The organism is Roseovarius atlanticus, assembly GCF_001441615.1.
Classification (GTDB): domain Bacteria; phylum Pseudomonadota; class Alphaproteobacteria; order Rhodobacterales; family Rhodobacteraceae; genus Roseovarius; species Roseovarius atlanticus.
In genome coordinates this window covers 54,673-73,097 of sequence record NZ_LAXJ01000010.1, presented here as the reverse complement: position 1 = coordinate 73,097, position 18,425 = coordinate 54,673, and the positions used below count along the sequence as shown (strand labels likewise).

18 protein-coding genes are annotated in these 18,425 nt (G+C 63.9%); 13 read left to right on the top strand and 5 right to left on the bottom strand.

Annotated elements, in window-relative coordinates; genetic code table 11:
* Positions 1 to 14: 14 nt before the first annotated feature.
* The 7 genes from XM53_RS11735 (at position 15) to rpmG (ending at position 8,503) form a co-directional block, all read left to right on the top strand.
* Entirely contained in the window at positions 15 to 944 is a 930-nt protein-coding gene (locus tag XM53_RS11735; protein WP_057793514.1) for a glycine--tRNA ligase subunit alpha, read from the top strand.
* 22 nt (positions 945 to 966) lie between these two features.
* Complete coding sequence (locus XM53_RS11730; protein WP_057793512.1) at positions 967 to 1,497, top strand: DUF6446 family protein; 531 nt, start codon at positions 967 to 969, stop codon at positions 1,495 to 1,497.
* A 62-nt stretch (positions 1,498 to 1,559) separates the two neighbouring features.
* Positions 1,560 to 2,432, top strand: coding sequence for a DUF1206 domain-containing protein (locus XM53_RS11725; RefSeq protein ID WP_057793510.1), 873 nt, complete (start codon positions 1,560 to 1,562; stop codon positions 2,430 to 2,432).
* A 78-nt stretch (positions 2,433 to 2,510) separates the two neighbouring features.
* The gene (glyS, locus tag XM53_RS11720) at positions 2,511 to 4,829 is read left to right on the top strand and encodes a glycine--tRNA ligase subunit beta (protein ID WP_057793509.1); all 2,319 of its coding nucleotides are present in this window, start codon (positions 2,511 to 2,513) and stop codon (positions 4,827 to 4,829) included.
* A gap of 85 nt (positions 4,830 to 4,914) precedes the next feature.
* On the top strand, positions 4,915 to 7,455 hold the full coding sequence (locus XM53_RS11715; protein ID WP_057793507.1) for a putative PEP-binding protein: 2,541 nt from the start codon (positions 4,915 to 4,917) through the stop codon (positions 7,453 to 7,455).
* Between the two features lie 169 nt (positions 7,456 to 7,624).
* Entirely contained in the window at positions 7,625 to 8,233 is a 609-nt protein-coding gene (locus XM53_RS11710) for a cell wall hydrolase (RefSeq protein ID WP_236544477.1), read from the top strand.
* A 102-nt stretch (positions 8,234 to 8,335) separates the two neighbouring features.
* On the top strand, positions 8,336 to 8,503 hold the full coding sequence (gene rpmG, locus XM53_RS11705; RefSeq protein ID WP_050927593.1) for a 50S ribosomal protein L33: 168 nt from the start codon (positions 8,336 to 8,338) through the stop codon (positions 8,501 to 8,503).
* A gap of 222 nt (positions 8,504 to 8,725) precedes the next feature.
* Here the strand turns inward: rpmG and XM53_RS11700 are convergent, their stop codons facing one another.
* Both XM53_RS11700 and XM53_RS11695 read right to left on the bottom strand, forming a co-directional pair.
* Positions 8,726 to 9,445: a Bax inhibitor-1/YccA family protein gene (locus XM53_RS11700; protein WP_057793503.1), complete on the bottom strand. Its 720-nt coding sequence runs from the start codon at positions 9,443 to 9,445 to the stop codon at positions 8,726 to 8,728.
* Positions 9,446 to 9,569: 124 nt separating this feature from the next.
* Complete coding sequence (locus tag XM53_RS11695; protein ID WP_057793501.1) at positions 9,570 to 9,767, bottom strand: DUF1127 domain-containing protein; 198 nt, start codon at positions 9,765 to 9,767, stop codon at positions 9,570 to 9,572.
* Positions 9,768 to 9,892: 125 nt separating this feature from the next.
* Between XM53_RS11695 and XM53_RS11690 the strand changes: the two genes are divergently transcribed.
* Positions 9,893 to 10,765 (top strand): LysR family transcriptional regulator, encoded by an 873-nt coding sequence (locus XM53_RS11690; protein ID WP_057793499.1) that lies wholly within the window; start codon positions 9,893 to 9,895, stop codon positions 10,763 to 10,765.
* Between the two features lie 10 nt (positions 10,766 to 10,775).
* On the opposite strand, the gene XM53_RS11685 is transcribed toward XM53_RS11690, so the two are convergent.
* Positions 10,776 to 11,738: an NADPH:quinone oxidoreductase family protein gene (locus XM53_RS11685; RefSeq protein ID WP_057793497.1), complete on the bottom strand. Its 963-nt coding sequence runs from the start codon at positions 11,736 to 11,738 to the stop codon at positions 10,776 to 10,778.
* Positions 11,739 to 12,039: 301 nt separating this feature from the next.
* Between XM53_RS11685 and XM53_RS11680 the strand changes: the two genes are divergently transcribed.
* The 5 genes from XM53_RS11680 to XM53_RS11660 all read left to right on the top strand — a co-directional run bounded on the left by XM53_RS11680 (position 12,040) and on the right by XM53_RS11660 (position 16,247).
* Positions 12,040 to 12,411, top strand: a complete 372-nt coding sequence (locus XM53_RS11680) for a helix-turn-helix domain-containing protein (protein WP_057793495.1) — start codon at positions 12,040 to 12,042, stop codon at positions 12,409 to 12,411.
* Between the two features lie 52 nt (positions 12,412 to 12,463).
* A complete protein-coding gene (gene hisN / locus XM53_RS11675; RefSeq protein WP_144435521.1) occupies positions 12,464 to 13,264 on the top strand; it encodes a histidinol-phosphatase in 801 nt (266 codons plus the stop codon).
* Positions 13,265 to 13,305: 41 nt separating this feature from the next.
* Positions 13,306 to 13,755 (top strand): CAP domain-containing protein, encoded by a 450-nt coding sequence (locus XM53_RS11670; RefSeq protein ID WP_082630956.1) that lies wholly within the window; start codon positions 13,306 to 13,308, stop codon positions 13,753 to 13,755.
* A gap of 196 nt (positions 13,756 to 13,951) precedes the next feature.
* Entirely contained in the window at positions 13,952 to 15,181 is a 1,230-nt protein-coding gene (locus tag XM53_RS11665; protein ID WP_057793492.1) for an acyl-CoA dehydrogenase family protein, read from the top strand.
* Between the two features lie 160 nt (positions 15,182 to 15,341).
* On the top strand, positions 15,342 to 16,247 hold the full coding sequence (locus XM53_RS11660) for a DMT family transporter (RefSeq protein WP_057793490.1): 906 nt from the start codon (positions 15,342 to 15,344) through the stop codon (positions 16,245 to 16,247).
* A 147-nt stretch (positions 16,248 to 16,394) separates the two neighbouring features.
* Here the strand turns inward: XM53_RS11660 and XM53_RS11655 are convergent, their stop codons facing one another.
* Both XM53_RS11655 and betA read right to left on the bottom strand, forming a co-directional pair.
* Positions 16,395 to 16,631, bottom strand: coding sequence for a YdcH family protein (locus XM53_RS11655; protein WP_057793488.1), 237 nt, complete (start codon positions 16,629 to 16,631; stop codon positions 16,395 to 16,397).
* Positions 16,632 to 16,721: 90 nt separating this feature from the next.
* Positions 16,722 to 18,377, bottom strand: a complete 1,656-nt coding sequence (gene betA / locus XM53_RS11650; RefSeq protein WP_057793486.1) for a choline dehydrogenase — start codon at positions 18,375 to 18,377, stop codon at positions 16,722 to 16,724.
* Positions 18,378 to 18,425 lie beyond the last annotated feature (48 nt).

Sequence of the window (18,425 nt, the reverse complement as noted above, 5' to 3'; positions counted from 1 at the left end):
CCGGAGGACAATCCATGAGCGACAGCACCGGCAAACCGCGGTCATTCCAGGAGATCATCCTGCGTTTGCAAGCCTACTGGGCCGCGAAAGGATGTGCCGTGATGCAACCCTATGACATGGAAGTGGGCGCGGGCACGTTCCACCCCGCCACGACGCTGCGGTCGCTGGGCTCGCGGGCCTGGGCCGCGGCCTATGTCCAGCCGTCTCGTCGGCCCACGGACGGGCGGTATGGCGAAAGCCCGAACCGGTTGCAGCATTACTATCAGTATCAGGTGCTGATCAAACCCAGCCCGCCGGATTTGCAGGCGCTCTATCTGGGCAGCCTCGAGGCGATCGGCATCGACATGGAGATGCACGATATCCGCTTTGTCGAGGATGACTGGGAGAGCCCGACACTGGGCGCCTGGGGCCTTGGGTGGGAAGTGTGGTGCGACGGCATGGAAGTGAGCCAGTTCACCTATTTCCAGCAGGTCGGCGGGCATGATTGTCACCCGGTCTCGGGCGAACTGACCTATGGCTTGGAGCGTCTTGCGATGTACGTTCTGGGCGTCGATCACGTGATGGACATGCCGTTCAATGACCCGGACGCGCCCATCGCGCTAAGCTATGGCGACGTGTTCCTGGAGGCCGAGGCGCAGTTCGCGCGTTGGAATTTCGACGTCGCGGACACTGATGTGCTGCTACGCCATTTCGAGGAAGCCGAGGCAGAGTGCGACCGCATCCTGAACGCGCCCGAACTGGACCCAAAGACCGGCCGCCGGATCGTCATGGCGCTGCCGGCCTATGACCAGTGCATCAAGGCCAGCCATTTCTTCAATCTGCTGGACGCGCGCGGCGTGATCAGCGTGACCGAGCGGCAGGCCTATATCGGGCGCGTCCGGGCGCTGGCCAAGAAATGCGCCGATGCCTACGTGCTGACCGCCGATGGCGGTTTTGCCGCGTGAGGCTGCGCAAGAGGGGCGATTGATGGGCAAAGTCATCGGGATAGGGATTGTCATGATCGCACTTCTGGCCGGGGCGGCCATGTATTACCTTCAGGTCTACCATTTCTACGAGCCGGTCGAGGCGACGGGCACCGACGACGTGCGCCTGGTGAACCTGGGCACCGGCCAGCCCGAGCCGATGCTTTACGAGGATTTCCAGGCGATCGACGCAACCAGCAGCCCGATCCGCTATCGCGCCTGTTTCACCACCGAGATGAGCCAAGCGATGCTGTCCGAGACTTACCAGATGTATGAGGGCGCAGAGCCGCTGACCGCGCCGGGTTGGTTCGACTGTTTCGATGCCGAGACGATTGCCGAGGAACTGGAAGCAGGCACCGCGCTGGCCTTTCTGGGTGAAAAGAACATCGGGTACGGGATCGACCGCATCGTGGTCGTCACCGAGGACGGGCGCGGCTATGCCTGGCACGCGCTGAACGAGTGTGGCGACAAGGCCTATGACGGCACCGTCGTGGGCGAGGAATGTCCGCCCCGTGAAGATAATCCAGAGAATTAAGGAACTTTAGCCCCGCCTCGCACGCTGTTCCAGCAACGCCCACAAGCAGCGGAGGATGCGCCATGGCCGATCAACGAGCACCCGACTGGGTGGTGCCGATGATGCGGGCGGGCTATTCCGCACGCGGGCTGGTCTATCTCATCCTCGGGGGGCTGACGATGTCTGCCGCTTGGTGGGGCGGCAATACCGAGGGGACCAAGGGTGCATTGCAGGCGTTGCGGGATGCGCCGTTCGGGCAGGTCCTGCTGTGGCTCGTCGCTCTGGGGTTCGTCTGCTATGGCATCTGGCGCTTTATCGCGGCCTATTTCGATCTGGAAAATCGCGGCGACGAGGAAAAGGGCATGTTCCAACGTGCGGCGCTCGTGGTGACAGGGCTGATCCATGTGGGGCTTGGCCTGGTCATAGCGACGCTTGCGATGGGCCTCGGTGGCGGCTCGGGCGGTGGCGGCGCGTCGGACTGGACCGCGAAGGTGCTGCAAATGCCCGGCGGCAGGTGGATCGTGGGCGCGGCCGCGCTCGGGATTCTGGGCGCTGGGATCCATTACATGCTCAAAGGCTGGAAGAAGAAGTACAAAAGGTACATCCAGAACAACGAGAAGACGCGAAAGCTGGAGCCGCTGCTGCGCTGGGGATTCGTCAGCTACGGCATCGTCCTGGCTATCGTGGGCGTTTTCCTGGGAGTTGCCGCGATGACTTCCGATCCGTCCTCGGCCATGGGGATCGGCGGCGCGCTGGATTACATTCGCGGGATGACCGGCGGGCAGATCCTTCTGGGCGTGATCGCGCTCGGCATCATCGGCTTCGGCATCGAGAATTTCGTCGAGGCGCGCTATCGGATCGTGGCCGGCGTGAGCTACAACAGCGACATTCAAAGCATGGCGCAGGCGGCCAAGACCAAGGCAAAGTCGACGGCGCGGACCGCGACGGCGGGCTGATTGCCCTCAATCGGCTTGCCGCGCCGCGGCAGGCCCGTTAAGCACCGGGACGTTGACCCAAGACGTTCCGGTGACATCATGCCCGACCTTCTGATCGAACTTTTCTCCGAGGAAATCCCGGCCCGGATGCAGGCGCGGGCCTGTGACGACCTGAAAAAGCGGATGACCGACGGGCTGGTCGAGGCGGGACTGACATACGCCGGGGCCGCGGCCTTTGCCACGCCGCGGCGACTGACGCTGGCGCTGGAAGGACTGTTGTCCGAGAGCCCGACCTTGCGCGAAGAGCGCAAGGGGCCGCGCGTCGATGCGCCGGAAAAGGCGATCGAGGGCTTCCTGCGCGGTGCGGGCGTGACGCGCGACGCGCTTGAAGTGCGCGATGAAAAGAAGGGCCAGGTCTATTTCGCGACCATCACCAAGCCGGGCCGCCCTGCGGCCGAGATCGTCGCCGACGTCCTGGACGATACGATCCGCAACTTCCCGTGGCCCAAGTCGATGCGCTGGGGCGCGGGCAGCCTGCGCTGGGTGCGGCCCTTGCATTCGATCCTGTGCATCCTGACCGACGACGCGGGCGAGGCGCAGATCGTGCCGCTGGACGTGGACGGCATCAAGGCGGGCGACAGCACCGAAGGGCACAGGTTCATGGCGCCGGGGCGGTTTTCCGTCACGTCCTTCGAGGATTACGCGGCGAAGCTGAAGCGCGCCCACGTGGTGCTGAACCCCGAGGAACGCGCCGGCCATATCTGGCAGGAGGCCACGAACCTGGCCTTTGCACGCGGCCTCGACGTGGTCGAGGACAAGGGGCTGTTGCAGGAGGTCGCGGGGCTGGTGGAATGGCCTGTGCCGCTGATGGGCGAGATCGGGGCGGAGTTCCTGGACCTGCCGCCCGAGGTGCTGCAATCGTCGATGAAGGAGCACCAGAAGTTCTTCTCGGTGCGCAACCCCAAGACGGGCCGGATCGAGCAGTTCGTGACCGTGGCGAACCGCGAAACCGCCGATCAGGGCGCCACGATCCTTGCCGGCAACCAGAAGGTGCTGGCCGCGCGGCTGGCGGACGCCAAGTTCTTTTGGGAGAACGATCTGCGCATTGCGAAAGAGGGCATGGGGCCGTGGCTGGACAGCCTGGAGAACGTCACCTTCCATAACAAGCTGGGCAGCCAGGCCGAGCGGATCGCGCGGATAGCCGCGCTGGCGCGGGAGATCGCGCCGGTGGTGGGGGCCGACCCTGATCTGGCGGAGCAGGCGGCGCAGGTGGCGAAGGCCGATCTAAGTTCGGAAATGGTCTACGAGTTCCCCGAATTGCAGGGGATCATGGGGCGGTATTACGCCGTCGAGGCGGGCTTGCCCGAGGATGTGGCGGCGGCCTGCGAGGAGCACTACGCGCCGCTCGGGCCGTCTGACGCGGTGCCCTCGCGCCCGGTCTCGGTGACCGTGGCGCTTGCGGACAAGCTGGATACGCTTGCCGGGTTCTGGGCGATTGACGAAAAGCCGACTGGGTCAAAGGACCCCTATGCGCTGCGTCGGGCGGCTTTGGGGGTGATCCGGTTGGTTTTGGAGAACAGTCTGCGGATTGGGCTTCAGGATAAATTTGAAGATGCTCTCGATTTACTACGATCGCCGCGATACGAAAAAATGCGAGACGGCCTGTTTCATGATATGTGGCAAGATTTTCAGCGCGGAAAAGAAGTGTCTGATGAGATCAAAGAGTTCATCGGAGCTTCAGCAGAAAATGAAATTCAAATGGTCAGTAAGGCGCTTGCTGCAGGTCCCAGCGCTCGTGAGAGCGTTGTTCGTAAAGCTATTCATGATATCGCAGACCTTTGGGTCACTCAACGTAGCGGGATAGAGTGGCGGGGAGAGTTCGTTCCCATGCGAGACGATCTTCTCTCCTTCTTCCACGATCGTCTGAAGGTCTACCTGAAGGACCAGGGCATCCGCCATGACGTGATCGACGCCTGTATCGCGATGGAGGGCAACGATGACCTCGCGCTTCTGGTCAAGCGGGCGCAGGCCTTGCAGGATGTGCTGCAGACCGAGGACGGCACCAACCTCGTGCAGGGGTTCAAGCGGGCGAACAACATCCTGACGCAGGCCGAGGAGAAGGACGGGGTCGAGTATTCCTTTGGCGCCGATCCCAAGTTTGCCGAGGACGACACCGAAAAGGCGCTTTTCGCGGCCTTGCAGGATGCGGAGAAAACCATCGCCGCCGCCGGGAAGGACGAGGATTTCGCCCGCGCCATGGGCGCGATGGCCGCGCTGCGCGGCCCGATTGACGCGTTTTTCGAAGCCGTCCAGATCAACTCGGACAACGAGATCCTGCGGCGCAACCGTCTGAACATGCTTCATTCCATCCGCCAGATCTGTCTGCAAGCGGCGGATCTGCGGCGGCTGGACGGGTAGCGGGGCAAACCGCAGCGGCGCGCGCGACAGGCCTTGCCTAATAATTCGGCTTGCGTATTCTGCCGGCCAAAGAAGGAATGCCGCAGTGCAGCAGGGCCCGGAACATATCACGCTGATCACTCCCGACGCGCCAATCGCGATTCCCACGCATGGCGGGCGGGCCAAGTGTCTGCAACGGCTGGTCCGGCTGGACTTGCCCGTGCCGCGCACGGTGGCGCTGTCCTTTGACGCGGTCAGGTGGATCGCGGATGGCGAGGTGCCGGACATGGCGTCCTTGCTGGACCCGTTCGGCGACATGGCCCTGCTTTGCGTGCGGCCGTCGTCCGAAGACCCCGATTGGGGCGGGCCGGGGGCGGTTCTGAACATCGGGATGAACGACGCGAGCTACGTCGATCTGTCCGACCGCATCGGCAAGCCGGCGGCAGCGCGGCTGTACCTGCGCTTCGTACAGTCCTACGCCGTTCACGTGGCGCGGGCCGACCCGGACATGTTCGACACGCTGGACGAGGACCCCGTCAAGGCGGTGGGACAGGCGCTGTCCGCCTACGAGGACGAGGTCGAGGAAGAGTTTCCTCAGGATGCCAAGGTGCAGCTTCTGGGCGTGCTGCGCTCTATGGCGCGGGCATGGCAGGGAACCACGGCGCGGCTCTTGCGCCAGGCCAAGGGCGCGCCGGCGGATGCGGGGCTGGGCCTGGTGGTGCAGGAAATGGCGCTTGGGCTGGGCGAAGGCGAGTGCGGATCGGGCGTGATGCAGCTGGTCGACAGCGTGACGGGCGACCGGCGCTGCACCGGGCGCTACCTGAGCCAGAGCCAGGGCCGCGAGGCGCTGAAGGCCGCCAACGAGGCGCTTTATCTTCAAAAGGACCCGCGCGGTCCGTCGCTGGAAGAGCTGGCACCCGAGGCCTTTGCACGGCTGAAGCAATGCACCAAGCTGATGCGCGAAAAGCTGCGCGAGGAAATGCAGGCCGAGTTCACTATCGAGAACGGCGAGGTCTATCTGCTGGACGGCGTGCGCGTGGCGCGTAATGCCCGCGCGGCTGTGGCGATTGCCGTATCGTTGGCCGAGGACGGCATCATTCCGCGCGAAGAAGCGCTCATGCGGATCGAGCCGCGGGCGCTGAACGAGCTGTTGCACCGTCAGATCGACCCCGAGGTCAAGCGCGACGTGCTGGCCAAGGGCATCGCTGCCAGCCCCGGCGCCGCGACCGGCAAGATCGTGTTCAGCGCCGAGGAGGCGCAGGCGGCGGACTCGCGCGGCGAGGCGGCGATCCTTGTGCGGCGCGAGACCAGCCCAGAGGACATTCGCGGGATGCACGCTGCTGCCGGCGTGCTGACCGAGCGTGGCGGGATCACCAGCCATGCCGCCGTGATCGGCCGCGGCATCGGCACGCCTTGCGTGGTCGGGGCGTCGGCCATCACGTTTCATATCAAGCAGAAGCGGCTGACCTTCCCGGACGGTCGCAGCCTGAAATCGGGTGACCAGATCACGATCGACGGCACCAGCGGAGAGGTTTTGGCCGGCGAGCCGCGCCTGCTGGAGGCGGCGCGGGACGAGGCTTTCAAGACCTTGATGAGTTGGGCCGACGATGTGCGCGACATCGAGGTGCGGGCCAATGCCGACACCCAAGCCGATGCCGAGCTGGCTCTGACCTTCAAGGCGCAGGGCATCGGGCTGTGCCGGACCGAGCACATGTTCGTCGAGCCCAGCCGCCTTGTGGCCATGCGCGAGATGATCTTTGCCGACACCAGCGAGGATCGTGCGTCGGCGCTGGAGGTCCTTCTGCCGATGCAGCGCGCGGATTTCATCGACCTTTTCCGCATCATGTCGGGGATGCCGGTCTGCATCCGGCTGTTCGACCCGCCCCTGCATGAATACCTGCCCGCGGATCGCGAGGGCATCCGGGAACTGGCCGATGCGCTGGACCTGCCCGTGGCGGACGTGACCGAGCGCGTGGAATCGCTGGGCGAGTACAACCCGATGCTGGGGATGCGCGGTGTCCGGCTGGGCATCGCGGTGCCCGAGATCTACGAGATGCAGGCGCGCGCGATATTCGAGGCGACGGTCGCCGCCAGCAAGGAGGGCGACCCGGTCGTGCCCGAGATCATGATCCCGCTGGTGTCTGCCATGCGCGAGGTCGAATTGGTCCGGCAGAATGTCGACAACGTCGCCGATGCGGTGCGACGCGAGACCGGGCGCAATTTCACTTATCGGTTGGGCGTGATGGTCGAGACGCCGCGCGCCGCGCTGAGAGCCGCGGAAATCGCACCGCTCGTGTCATTCCTCAGTTTTGGGACGAACGACCTGACGCAGATGACCTATGGCCTCAGCCGCGACGACGCGGGGCGGTTCATGTCGCATTACGTGCAGCAGGGCGTCTATCCCGAGGATCCGTTTCACGTGCTGGACGTGGACGGGGTGGGGGAATTGCTTGAAATCGGGGCGCGGCGGGGGCGTGAAGTGGCCCCTGACCTGACCCTGTCGATCTGCGGCGAGCATGGCGGCAACCCCGAATCGATTGCCTTTTGCCGCACGGCGGGATTCGACTACGTGTCCTGTTCGCCCTTCCGCGTTCCGGTGGCGCGACTAGCTGCCGCACAATTGGCCGTGAAGGACAAGATCGGGTAGGCGGCGGGCGGATCGCCGCCATATCTGTGGCAGAACACTGCCGGTCTCACCTCGATCACCCTGGTGCATAGCTGCCTTGACCTGCCGCAGGCTGGACGGAATGAACCTATTGCTATAGGCGCTTGCGACTTGACGGGCCCGTAGGGTCTTAATTGATAGGAGGCGAGCCTTGAAATCTCTCGCAACGATATTCTTGATGGTGCTTGGAACCGCCGCCGTGGCGGAGCAGGACATCAACCGTCTTTACGCGCACGAGAACCGCGTGCTGAACTCGATTCCCGAGGACATGGTGGCGCGGTACATGGAGCGACCGGGCGTGGACGTAACGTATTCGCGCAGCTGGCTGGCTGCGCAATCGGCCCAATCGGGTGGCGAGCAATGGCGCTGCCTGGCCGAAGCTCTGTACCATGAGGCCCGCGGCGAAAGCGTGAAGGGCCAGTTCGCAGTTGCCGAAGTCATCATGAACCGCGTCGACAGCGCCCGCTTTCCCGACACGATCTGCGGTGTTGTGCACCAGGGCACCGGGCGCAAGTACCAGTGCCAGTTCACCTATACCTGCGATGGCTACAGTGACCGCATCAACGAGAAGCGCGCGTTCGAGCGGGCCGGCAAGGTGGCCTATCTCATGGTCAAGGGCGCCAAGCGTCAGCTGACGGACGGGGCGACGCATTATCACACCAAGGCGGTGCGTCCGAAATGGTCTCGGACCTTCGCCCGCACGACGACCATCGGCGTGCATCATTTCTACCGTATGCCCACGCGCATCAGCTCGAACTGAGGCGGGGAGAATCCGGTTGACATGCAGGCCCGCGCGTATAAAAGGCGGGCTTCATGACGAATTTCGCGGGGTGGCTGACACCTCGCCGCAGGAGAGATACCCATGGCGAAGCCGACCACAATCAAGATCCGCCTGAACTCGACCGCCGGCACGGGCCACTTCTATGTGACCAAGAAGAATGCCCGCACCATGACCGAGAAGATGTCGGTGCGCAAATACGACCCCGTCGCGCGCAAGCATGTCGAGTACAAGGAAGGCAAGATCAAGTAAGATCTGCCTGACCAGATTGCTGAACGGGCCGTGCCGAAGGGCGCGGCCTTTTGCTTTTAGGGGACGTGTGGGGTGCGTCTTCAGCTAGGAGCGGTCTGGTCTTGACCACGAGGTCCCGGGTCACGCCCGGGACGGGGTGGGTATCGCCGGCTTTCCGCACAGTCAAAAGAAAAGGGCCGGTCGCAAGGACCGGCCCGTTGTCTGTCGTGTGTTTATCGGCGTTTATTCGCGTTGGCCCAGCAGGTTCAGCAGCATCATGAACATGTTGATGAAGTCCAGATAGAGCCGCAGCGCGCCCATGATGGCGGATTTGCCCAGCCATTCGCTGTCGCCGTGGTGGGCGTGCGCCAGATACTCGTTCTTGATCGACTGCGTGTCATACGCGGTCAGGCCGGCGAAGATCAGAACACCGATGGCCGAGATCGCGAACATAATTTCGGTCGATCCGATGAAGATGTTGACGATCGACGCCACGATCAGGCCGATCACGCCCATGATCAGGAAGCTGCCCCAGCCGGAGATGTCCTTCTTGGTGGTGTAGCCCCAGAGCGAAAGGCCGGCAAAGGCTGCCGCCGTGGCCAGGAAGACCTGTGCGATCGAGAAGTCGGTGAACACCACGAAGATGTAAGAGATCGACACACCCATCACCGCGGCGAACGCGTAGAAGAAAAGTTGAGCCGCGGCCGCCGACAGCTTGTTGATCACAGCGCCGAAAGCGAAGACCATGATCAGCGGCGCGAACATCACGATGTAGCGGGTGAAACCCGTGAACAGCGTTTCCATCATCGCGGCGTTGTTGCCCACGGCCCAAGCGGCCGCGAAGGTCAGCAACATGCCGATCGACATGGTGCCGTAGACCTTGTTCATGTGGGCGCGCAAGCCTTCGTCGATCGCGGCGGTACGCGCACCTGTTGCCGTCCGGATCGTGTCGAATTGAGCCATTAAAGCCTCCGAGTAAGTGTCCCATTTCAAACCCGACGAGGGGTTTGCAGAGAATATCGGGTGCCAGACGGCCTTTTTCAAGCAAATCCGGACGGAAACCGCGCAGAAACAGTCGGTTCACGTCTTAGCGACGCGTAATGTCCCAGAAAGGCCGGCGCGCCTCGGCGTCCGCCTCTTCTCGGGTGACGCCAATGTCGTCAAGCGCATGATCGTCGAGCCGGGCGAGGGCGCGGCGCTGGCGGTAAAGGTCCAGCGCGTCAAACAGGCTGGGCCGGGGGCTGGTGCGAAACGGACCATGGCGGCGGCGAGAGAGGGTGGACATGGCGATCTCCTTTCAGTTTTCGTGATGAAGCACGGCGCTTCATGAATTGTGTTGATGTAAATTGCATGTGTGGATATATTTTGAAAATGAATGTTTGGCGAAGGTACCATCAAGGAGTGTGATGCATGAGGAATCTGGACGTGACGACCTTGAGATCGTTCCTTGAAGTCGCCGAGCAAGGCGGTGTCACGCGCGCCGCGCAGGTGCTGAACCTGACGCAATCTGCGGTGTCGATGCAGCTCAAGCGGCTGGAGGAGATGCTGGGCATCGAACTGCTTGACCGCAGTAACAGGCGGATTGCGCTGACGGCCTCTGGCGAGCAGCTTTTGACCTATGCGCGGCGTATCGTCGACCTGAACGACGAGGCGGTGGGGCGCCTGTCGGACGAGATCTATGAGGGGCAGCTGACCTTGGGCGTTCCGCACGACATCGTCTATCCGGTGGTGCCCCGCGTATTGAAGACGTTCAGCGGTATCTTTCCGCGGGTTAATGTGGCGCTGAAATCCTCCAGCACGATGCGATTGCACGAAGCGCTGAAGAAAGGTGAGGTGGATCTGATCCTCACCACCGAAAAGGCCCTGACCCCCGGTGGCGAAACCCTGACGGAAATGCCGCTCAAATGGGTCGGCGCGCTGGGCGGGCAGGCGTGGCGCAAACGACCCCTGCGGCTTGGATTCTGCAATGTCTGCATCTTCCGGACCACGGTGTTGCGCAGCCTGGATGCGGCGGGCATCGACTGGGAGCTGGCGATCGAGTCGGACGAGGACCGCTCTGTCGAGGCGCTGATCAGCGCCGATCTGGCGGTCGGCGCCTTGCTGGAAACCAGCATCCCGCCGCACCAGGAGGCGATCAACGCGCAAGGGGCGTTGCCGGATCTGGGATATCACCAGATCAATATGTACGGGGCGGCCAACCGCGATGACATCACGCGTCAGCTGGCGGATCTTGTGCGCCAGGGGTTCCGGGCGGCCACGCCGACGCTTTTGCGCCAGGCATGACCACGATGGCCTAATCCATGGTGACGACGACCTTGCCGGTGGACTTGCGTGTGCTCATCAGGTCCAGACCGTCCTGAGCCTTCTCCAGCGGCAGCACGTGGCTGATATGGGGCTTCAGGCGACCCTCTGTATACCAGTCGAAAAGGCACGTCAGGCTGTCCGTCACGACCTGCGGCCGGAAGCCGAGATATCCGCCCCAGTACAGCCCCAGTACCGAGATGTTCTTGACCAGCAGGTGGTTGGCCGGGATCTTTGGCACCTCGCCGCTGGCGAACCCGATGGTCAGGATGCGGGCTTCGGGGCGGCAGGCGCGCATGGCGGATTTGAACTGGTCCCCGCCGACCGGATCATAGACCACGTCGACACCGCCCAGGGCGCGGCAAGCCTCGCGGATCTCGTCGGTTTCCGCGTCGATCAGGTGATCGGCGCCGGCGTTGCGCGCGACTTCCAGCTTGTCGGCGCCGCGGGCACAGGCGATCACGGTCGCACCCATCAGTTTGCCGATCTCCACAGCCGTCAGACCGACGCCGCCGGCGGCGCCCAGCACCAGAAGCGTTTCACCCGGTTGCAGCCGTGCCTTGTGGTCCAGTGCGACGTGGCTGGTGCCATAGGCGATCTGGAACGCAGCGGCATCGGCAAAGCTCATCGTTTCAGGCAGCAGGACAGCACGATCGGCCGGAAAACACCCGTATTCAGCGAGCCCGCCCTGACCGCCGAACACCGCGACACGGCTGCCAATCGCCGGACCCTCGACCCCGTCGCCCAATGCCTCGACCGTACCGGCCACCTCCATGCCAAGGGTGAAAGGGAGAGGGGGAGTGTCCTGATATTCGCCTTTCAGCATGAGCAGATCGGCGAAATTCAACCCGCAGGCGCTGATACGGATGCCGATTTCGCCCGCGCCGGGAGCCGGGCGCGCAACTTCTTTGAGAATCGCAGGTGTATCATGCGAATCGATACGGAACGCGCGCATTGCCAGCCTCCCAAGACAAAAGCCGGGACTGGCCCGGCACCTTGATCGGATAAACGATTACCGGATTCAAAGTCAAATTGCCTCCACTGGTTGTGTCGGGACTATACGAAAGCAGTATCTGCCCGTTTAGATTGTAGGTATAAGGGACCGATCCCTTATTCGGGGTGCAATACTTCTTGCTATACAGAAACCTGCCGCTTATTTTCTGCTTAGTGTCGCTGGGATGCGCGGCCGGATTTTTATGAACGCCTGGTCGGGGTAGTATTGAAGCCCGTGCCGGACCATGAGGAAAGGATTACCCATGCCGCACCCCGTAGACGTGCATGTCGGAAAACGAATTCGCCATCGGCGCTGGCTTGTCGGCATGACACAGCAGCAGCTTGCCGAAAGCGTTGGAATTAAATTTCAGCAGATCCAGAAGTACGAAACCGGCGCCAACCGCGTCAGCGCATCGCGTCTTTGGGACATTGCCGATGCCCTGGATGTCGAGGTCAGCTTTTTCTTCGAAGGCCTTGACCAGGAAGATGGCGACAAGGACAACGTCGACATGATACCGGCGGACCTTCTGGGCGACAAGGAAGCGCTGGACCTGATCCGGTCGTATTACGCCATTCCGGAAAATCAGCGTCGCCGCCTTTTTGACCTGGCCAGGGTTCTGAGCGACGTTGCTTGAGATGATCTGACAAGCCGTTTATCCAAGCCGCGTGACACGGGGCGAGGGTAGGATGGCTTGCAGTAATTCAGAAATCGTTAAGACCGCGCACGCGCTGGCCGATGCCGCGCGGAGCGCGATTTTGCCCTTGTTCCGCGTGGACGGGATCGCCGTCGAGAACAAGGCGGATCCGTACAACGTCTACGACCCGGTCACCGCGGCAGACAAGGCAGCGGAAAAAGCGATGCGTGCCGTGCTGGAGGCGCGCCGGCCCGACGACGGCATTCTGGGCGAGGAGTTCGGCACGAAACCGGGCAAGAGCGGGCTGACCTGGGTGCTGGATCCGATCGACGGAACGCGCGCTTTCGTGGCCGGGGCGCCGACCTGGGGCGTGTTGATCGCGGTCTCGGACGACAGCGGCCCGGTCTATGGCCTGATCGACCAGCCCTATATCGCGGAACGCTTCGAAGGCGGGTTTGGCCGCGCCGTCATGACCGGCCCGCAGGGTGAACGGAGTCTGCGGACGCGGGGCAACCGCCCGTTGGCCGAAGCCACGGTTTTCACGACGTTTCCCGAGGTGGGCACACAGGCCGAAGGGGACGCGTTTCGCGCCGTCTCGGGCCAGGCGCGGCTGACGCGCTATGGTCTGGATTGCTATGCCTATGCGCTGGTGGCGGGTGGTCACGTGGACCTGGTGATCGAGGCGGGGCTCAAGGCCTATGACATCCAGGCCCCGATCGCCGTGATCGAGGCCGCGGGCGGGATCGTGACCGACTGGTCCGGTGGTCCGGCGCATGAGGGGGGGCGGGTCGTGGCCGCCGCGGGCCAACAACAGCACGCGGCGGCGCTGGACATCCTCTCGCGGTTCGTCTGAGAGTTCTGGCTCTGGACGGCAGGTCGGGCTAGGATCGAGTCATGCGACTTTCTGCGATCCTTCTGGCATGTCTGATTGGCGTGGCGCCCGTGGCGGCGGTCGGGCAGGACGTGGCCGACCGTGGCCAGGCCGCCTTGGCCTGGATCAACGCCTTTCGCGCCAAGGAAGGCCGCGCGCCGCTGGACGTCTCGCGCGACCTGACACGGGCCGCGGCAGCCCACGCGACCGATATGGCGCGCAAAGGCTATTTCAGCCATAGCGGATCGGACGGCAGCAGCATCGCGGACCGCGCCCGTCGCGCCGGCTATCGTTTTTGTTTCATTGCGGAAAACATCGCCAAGGGACAGCGGGGGCTGGAGGGTGTCCTGACCGGCTGGGCAGGCTCGCCGGGGCACCGCAAGAACATGCTGGCACCCGAGGCGGAAAGCGTCGCGCTGGTCGAGGCGCCGGGGCGGATCTGGGTGATGATGCTGGGCCGCGACGGCTGTTAGGGCCAACGCGTCGGATGGCGCCTCACGACCGCCCGAAAACACAACAGGACAGGGGCGGGCGGCCGATCAGCAGGTCTGGGCCTACACCGCAAATGTGTCGGTTTTACGCACATTTGACGGACGTGGCTGGACGCTGCCGGGGCGGCGTGGCATCACACGGGCAGGGCGATGCCGCCGCCACGGGGGAGGGACAGAGATGAATTTCGAGATGCGACCGCATATTGCCGACCTGCTGGAGCGGGTGCGGACCATGGTGCGCGACGAGATCATGCCGATGGAGGCGCCCTATCACGCGGAGATCGAAAAGGGCGACCGCTGGAGCTATACCGAGCGCCAGGCGGAGATCCTGGAAGGGTTGAAGCGGCAGGCCAAGGCGGCGGGGCTGTGGAACTTCTGGCTGACCGATGGCGACGGCGGCGCGGGTCTGAGCACCGTGGAATACGCCTATTTCGCCGAGGAAATCGGCAAGACGCCGATGGCCGCCGAGGTGTTCAATTGCAATGCGCCGGATACCGGAAACATGGAAGTGTTCCAGAAATACGGCACCGACGAGATGAAGGCGCGCTGGCTGGCGCCACTCTTGGAAGGCGACATCCGGTCGGCCTATCTGATGACCGAGCCGGACGTGGCAAGCTCGGACGCGACGAACATCTCGCTCAGCTGTGTGCGGGACGGGGACGTGTATGTTCTGAACGGCGAGAAATGGTGGGCGACGGGCGCGGGTGATCCGCGCTGCGCGGTTTATATCGTCATGGTCAAGACCGGCGATGATGACCAGCCCAAGCACCAGAGGCATTCCATGATCGTGGTGTCGGCAGACAGCCAAGGCATTGAAAAGATTAGGCCAATGAAGGTCTACGGTGCCGATGACGCGCCGCATGGGCATATGCATTTCCGGTTCACGGATGTACGCGTGCCGGTGGAGAACTTGCTGCTGGGCGAAGGGCGCGGGTTCGAGATTGCGCAAGGTCGGCTGGGGCCGGGGCGTATCCACCATTGTATGCGCGCGATCGGGCAGGCCGAGGCGGCGTTGGAACTGATGTGCCGCCGCGCCTTGCAGCGCGAGGCCTTCGGCAAGCCGCTGGCGCAGCTGGGGGCGAATTTCGATATCATCGCCGAGGCGCGGATGGAGATCGAGCAGGCGCGGCTCTTGTGCCTGAAGGCCGCGTGGATGATGGACCAGGGCGATGCGCGGGCCGCCGCGCCCTGGATCAGCCAGATCAAGGTCGTGGCACCCAAGGTGGCGCTGAAGGTCGTGGACGAGGCCGTCCAGATGTTCGGCGCGCAGGGCATCAGCCAGGACACGCCACTGGCGGCGATGTGGACGCATCTGCGCACGCTGCGCCTGGCCGACGGGCCGGACGCGGTGCATCGGCGGCAGGTGGCGCGGGCGGAGTTGCGCAAGTACACGCAAGAGAAGATCTGAGCGCCGTCTTTGGCCCCGGGCGCAAAATTTTTTCAAAAAAATTTTGCCGCCGCCGACAAGGCCTGCCTTGGCGCAATCCTCATGCACAAGGGTTAACACGCTCTGAAACACCCGTGCTTTTGCGCTCGACATCCCGGCGGGGCGGGGGCTTTATGCGGCAATGAGTTCAGAGTTGAATGCGCGGCCCGGCTGGGGTGTTTTCTGGATGGTCGTGACCGGTGTGTTGTTCGTCGGCGTGACCGCCATGGTGAAGGTTCTGGGCACGCGGATCCCGGCGACGGAAGCGGCGTTCCTGCGCTATGTGCTGGGGCTGATCTTTCTGCTGCCGATGCTGGGCACGCTGAGCCGTCTGCGGCTGGATCGCGGCACCTGGGGTCTTTTCGTCTTGCGGGGCATTGCGCATTCGGCCGGGGTGGGCCTGTGGTTCTTTGCCATGGCGCGGATCCCGTTGGCGGACGTGACGGCGATGAACTACCTGTCGCCCATATACGTCACGCTGGGCGCGGCGCTGTTTCTTGGGGAAAAACTGGCGCTCCGGCGGGTCATGGCGATCGTCGTGGCGCTGATCGGGGCGCTGATCATCCTGCGCCCGGGGTTTCGGGACCTGGGCCACGGACATTTCGCCATGCTGTTCACGGCAGTCGCCTTTGGCGGGTCGTATCTGCTGGCCAAGATGCTGTCGGACCGCTGTCAGCCGGGGCTGGTCGTGGCGATGCTGTCGATCACCGTGACGATCGGACTGGCGCCTGTCGCGCTGAGCAACTGGGTGACGCCGACCTTGTGGGAACTGGCGATCCTGATGGGTGTGGCGGCCTTTGCCACGGGCGGGCATTACACCATGACGCTGGCCTTCCAGGCGGCGCCGCTGGCGGTGACCCAGCCGGTGACGTTCCTGCAACTTGTCTGGGCGGTGCTGTTGGGCGTGACCTTTTTCGCCGAACCCTTTGATCCGTGGGTGATTTTGGGCGGGCTGGTGATCGTGGGATCGGTCAGTTTCATCAGCTGGCGCGAGGCCGTGCTGAAGCGCCGCGCGGTGACCCCGGCGGCGCATCAGACCAAGTTCTGAAGAGATTCGTTAACGCCGGGTGTGGCCCGGAATCGGCGTCGGTATCACGTCGGTATTTCCATCTGTAACGCGTCGGTGCGCTGTCCGCGTGCCCCGAATGACCAGCCCGTCCCGGAGCATTAAGCCCATTTCAACATACGCACCGGGTCAGGCGGTGAGAATCGCGTAAAGCTCATCCTTGAGCCGGGCGCGGGTCTTGCGCAGATCGGTCTCGGCGGCGGGCGAGACGGGGGTCACGTTGGTTTCCGCCGCGTGCACCTGCCGGTTGACGGTGTGATACTCCTCCATCAGCCGGGCGAAATGCGCGTCCGAGATTTTCAGCGCCGAGATGCGGTCGGCCATGTCGGGGAAGTCGTCGTGCAACTCGTGCGGGGTGTGTGACATCGGGGGTCCTCCTTGGTGTTCGCGTGTCGGAGGAGAGGTTAGGCGCGCGCGGGGGCGCGCACCTTGATGCGGATCAAACCGGAGCGGTCTTCAGCGTTGCGCGGTCTGCCATTCGGGGTGGATCCAGGCCTGGGCGTTGTCTGCCGGAAGAGTGCGGTCGAGGACGTGATCGGCCATCTTCTCGCCCACCATGATGGAGGGCGCGTTGAGGTTGCCGTTTGGGATGCGCGGGAAGACCGAACTGTCGGCGACGCGCAGGCCCTCGACGCCGATCACGCGGCCCTGCGGGTCGACCACGCTGCGCGGATCGTCCGCGCGGCCCATGCGGCAGGTGCCGCAGGGGTGATAGGCACTTTCGGCATGTTCGCGGATGAAATCGTCGAGCTGGTCGTCGGACTGCATGTCCGCGCCGGGCTGGATCTCGTGTTTCGAGAAAGGAGCAAAGGCGTCCTGGGCGAAGACCTCGCGCGTCAACCGGATGGCGCGGCGGAAATCGCGCCAGTCGCTGTCGCAACTCATGTAGTTGAAGAAGATCTTCGGCGGCGCGGCGGGATCGGCGGAATTTAGGGTCACGTGCCCGCGGCTCTCGGAACGCATGGGGCCGACATGGGCTTGGTAGCCGTGACCCTCTGCCGCCGCCTTGCCGTCATAGCGCACGGCGATGGGCAGGAAGTGGAATTGCAGATCGGGATAATCCACGCCCGCCGCCGAGCGGATGAAGCCGCAGGATTCGAACTGGTTCGTGGCGCCCGGGCCGGTGCGCCCCAGAAGCCAGGTGAGGCCGACGAGGGCCTTGCCGGGCAGGTTCCAGTACTTGTAGAGGCTGACCGGCTGGGAGGCGGCCATCTGGACGTAGACCTCGAGATGGTCCTGAAGGTTGGCGCCGACGCCGGGGCGGTCGGCGATGACGTCGATGCCGTGTTCGGAGAGATGTGCGGCGGGGCCGATGCCGGACAGCATCAGCAGCTTGGGCGAGTTGAAGGCGGAGGCCGAAAGGATCACCTCGGCATTTGCGCGGATGATCTCCTGCCGGCCCTTGCGGGTGACTTCGACGCCGATGGCGCGGCCGTCCTCGAACACCACGCGGCCGGCGAGGCCGCGGATGACGTCGCATTTGCCGGATTTGAGCGCGGGCTTGAGATAGGCGTTGGCGGCCGACCAGCGCTGGCCCTTATGGACGGTCATCTCGAACGGGGCGAAGCCTTCCTGTTGCTCGCCGTTATAGTCGGGCGTGACGGGGTAGCCCGCTTGGCTACCTGCCTCGATGAAGGCGCGGGTGAGGGGGTTGGCCATCTGGCCGCGCGTCACGTGCAGGGGGCCATCGTGCCCGCGCCAGTCGGGGTCGCCGCCATGGCCGGCATCGGTCCAGTTTTCCAGGCGCTTGTAGTAGGGCAGGACATCGGCATAGCCCCAGCCGGTGGCGCCTTCGTCGCGCCAGTGGTCGAAGTCGCGGGCGTGGCCGCGCACGTAGACCATGCCGTTGATGGAGGACGAGCCGCCGATGACCTTGCCGCGCGGGGCGGCGAGGCGGCGGTTGTTCAGGTGAGGTTCCGGTTCGGTGCGGTAGCCCCAGTCGTACATTTTCATGTTCATCGGGTAGCTGAGCGCGCCGGGCATCTGGATGAAGGGGCCGGCATCGGTGCCGCCATGTTCGATGACAAGGACGGAATGGCCCGCCTCGGACAGGCGGTAGGCCATGGCGCAACCGGCGCTGCCGGCACCGACGATGACGTAATCGGCTTGCATCAGGGACCTCCGAAGCTTGGGGTGCCGGGGAGGGGGGCGCTGCCCGCT

Coding starts and splice junctions, on each gene's coding strand:
- XM53_RS11735 (WP_057793514.1), top strand. CDS start 15: ATGAGCGACAGCACCGGCAAACCGCGGTCATTCCAGGAGATCATCCTG.
- XM53_RS11730 (WP_057793512.1), top strand. CDS start 967: ATGGGCAAAGTCATCGGGATAGGGATTGTCATGATCGCACTTCTGGCC.
- XM53_RS11725 (WP_057793510.1), top strand. CDS start 1,560: ATGGCCGATCAACGAGCACCCGACTGGGTGGTGCCGATGATGCGGGCG.
- glyS (WP_057793509.1), top strand. CDS start 2,511: ATGCCCGACCTTCTGATCGAACTTTTCTCCGAGGAAATCCCGGCCCGG.
- rpmG (WP_050927593.1), top strand. CDS start 8,336: ATGGCGAAGCCGACCACAATCAAGATCCGCCTGAACTCGACCGCCGGC.
- XM53_RS11700 (WP_057793503.1), bottom strand. CDS start 9,445: ATGGCTCAATTCGACACGATCCGGACGGCAACAGGTGCGCGTACCGCC.
- XM53_RS11695 (WP_057793501.1), bottom strand. CDS start 9,767: ATGTCCACCCTCTCTCGCCGCCGCCATGGTCCGTTTCGCACCAGCCCC.
- XM53_RS11690 (WP_057793499.1), top strand. CDS start 9,893: ATGAGGAATCTGGACGTGACGACCTTGAGATCGTTCCTTGAAGTCGCC.
- XM53_RS11685 (WP_057793497.1), bottom strand. CDS start 11,738: ATGCGCGCGTTCCGTATCGATTCGCATGATACACCTGCGATTCTCAAA.
- XM53_RS11680 (WP_057793495.1), top strand. CDS start 12,040: ATGCCGCACCCCGTAGACGTGCATGTCGGAAAACGAATTCGCCATCGG.
- hisN (WP_144435521.1), top strand. CDS start 12,464: ATGGCTTGCAGTAATTCAGAAATCGTTAAGACCGCGCACGCGCTGGCC.
- XM53_RS11670 (WP_082630956.1), top strand. CDS start 13,306: ATGCGACTTTCTGCGATCCTTCTGGCATGTCTGATTGGCGTGGCGCCC.
- XM53_RS11665 (WP_057793492.1), top strand. CDS start 13,952: ATGAATTTCGAGATGCGACCGCATATTGCCGACCTGCTGGAGCGGGTG.
- XM53_RS11660 (WP_057793490.1), top strand. CDS start 15,342: ATGAGTTCAGAGTTGAATGCGCGGCCCGGCTGGGGTGTTTTCTGGATG.
- XM53_RS11655 (WP_057793488.1), bottom strand. CDS start 16,631: ATGTCACACACCCCGCACGAGTTGCACGACGACTTCCCCGACATGGCC.
- betA (WP_057793486.1), bottom strand. CDS start 18,377: ATGCAAGCCGATTACGTCATCGTCGGTGCCGGCAGCGCCGGTTGCGCC.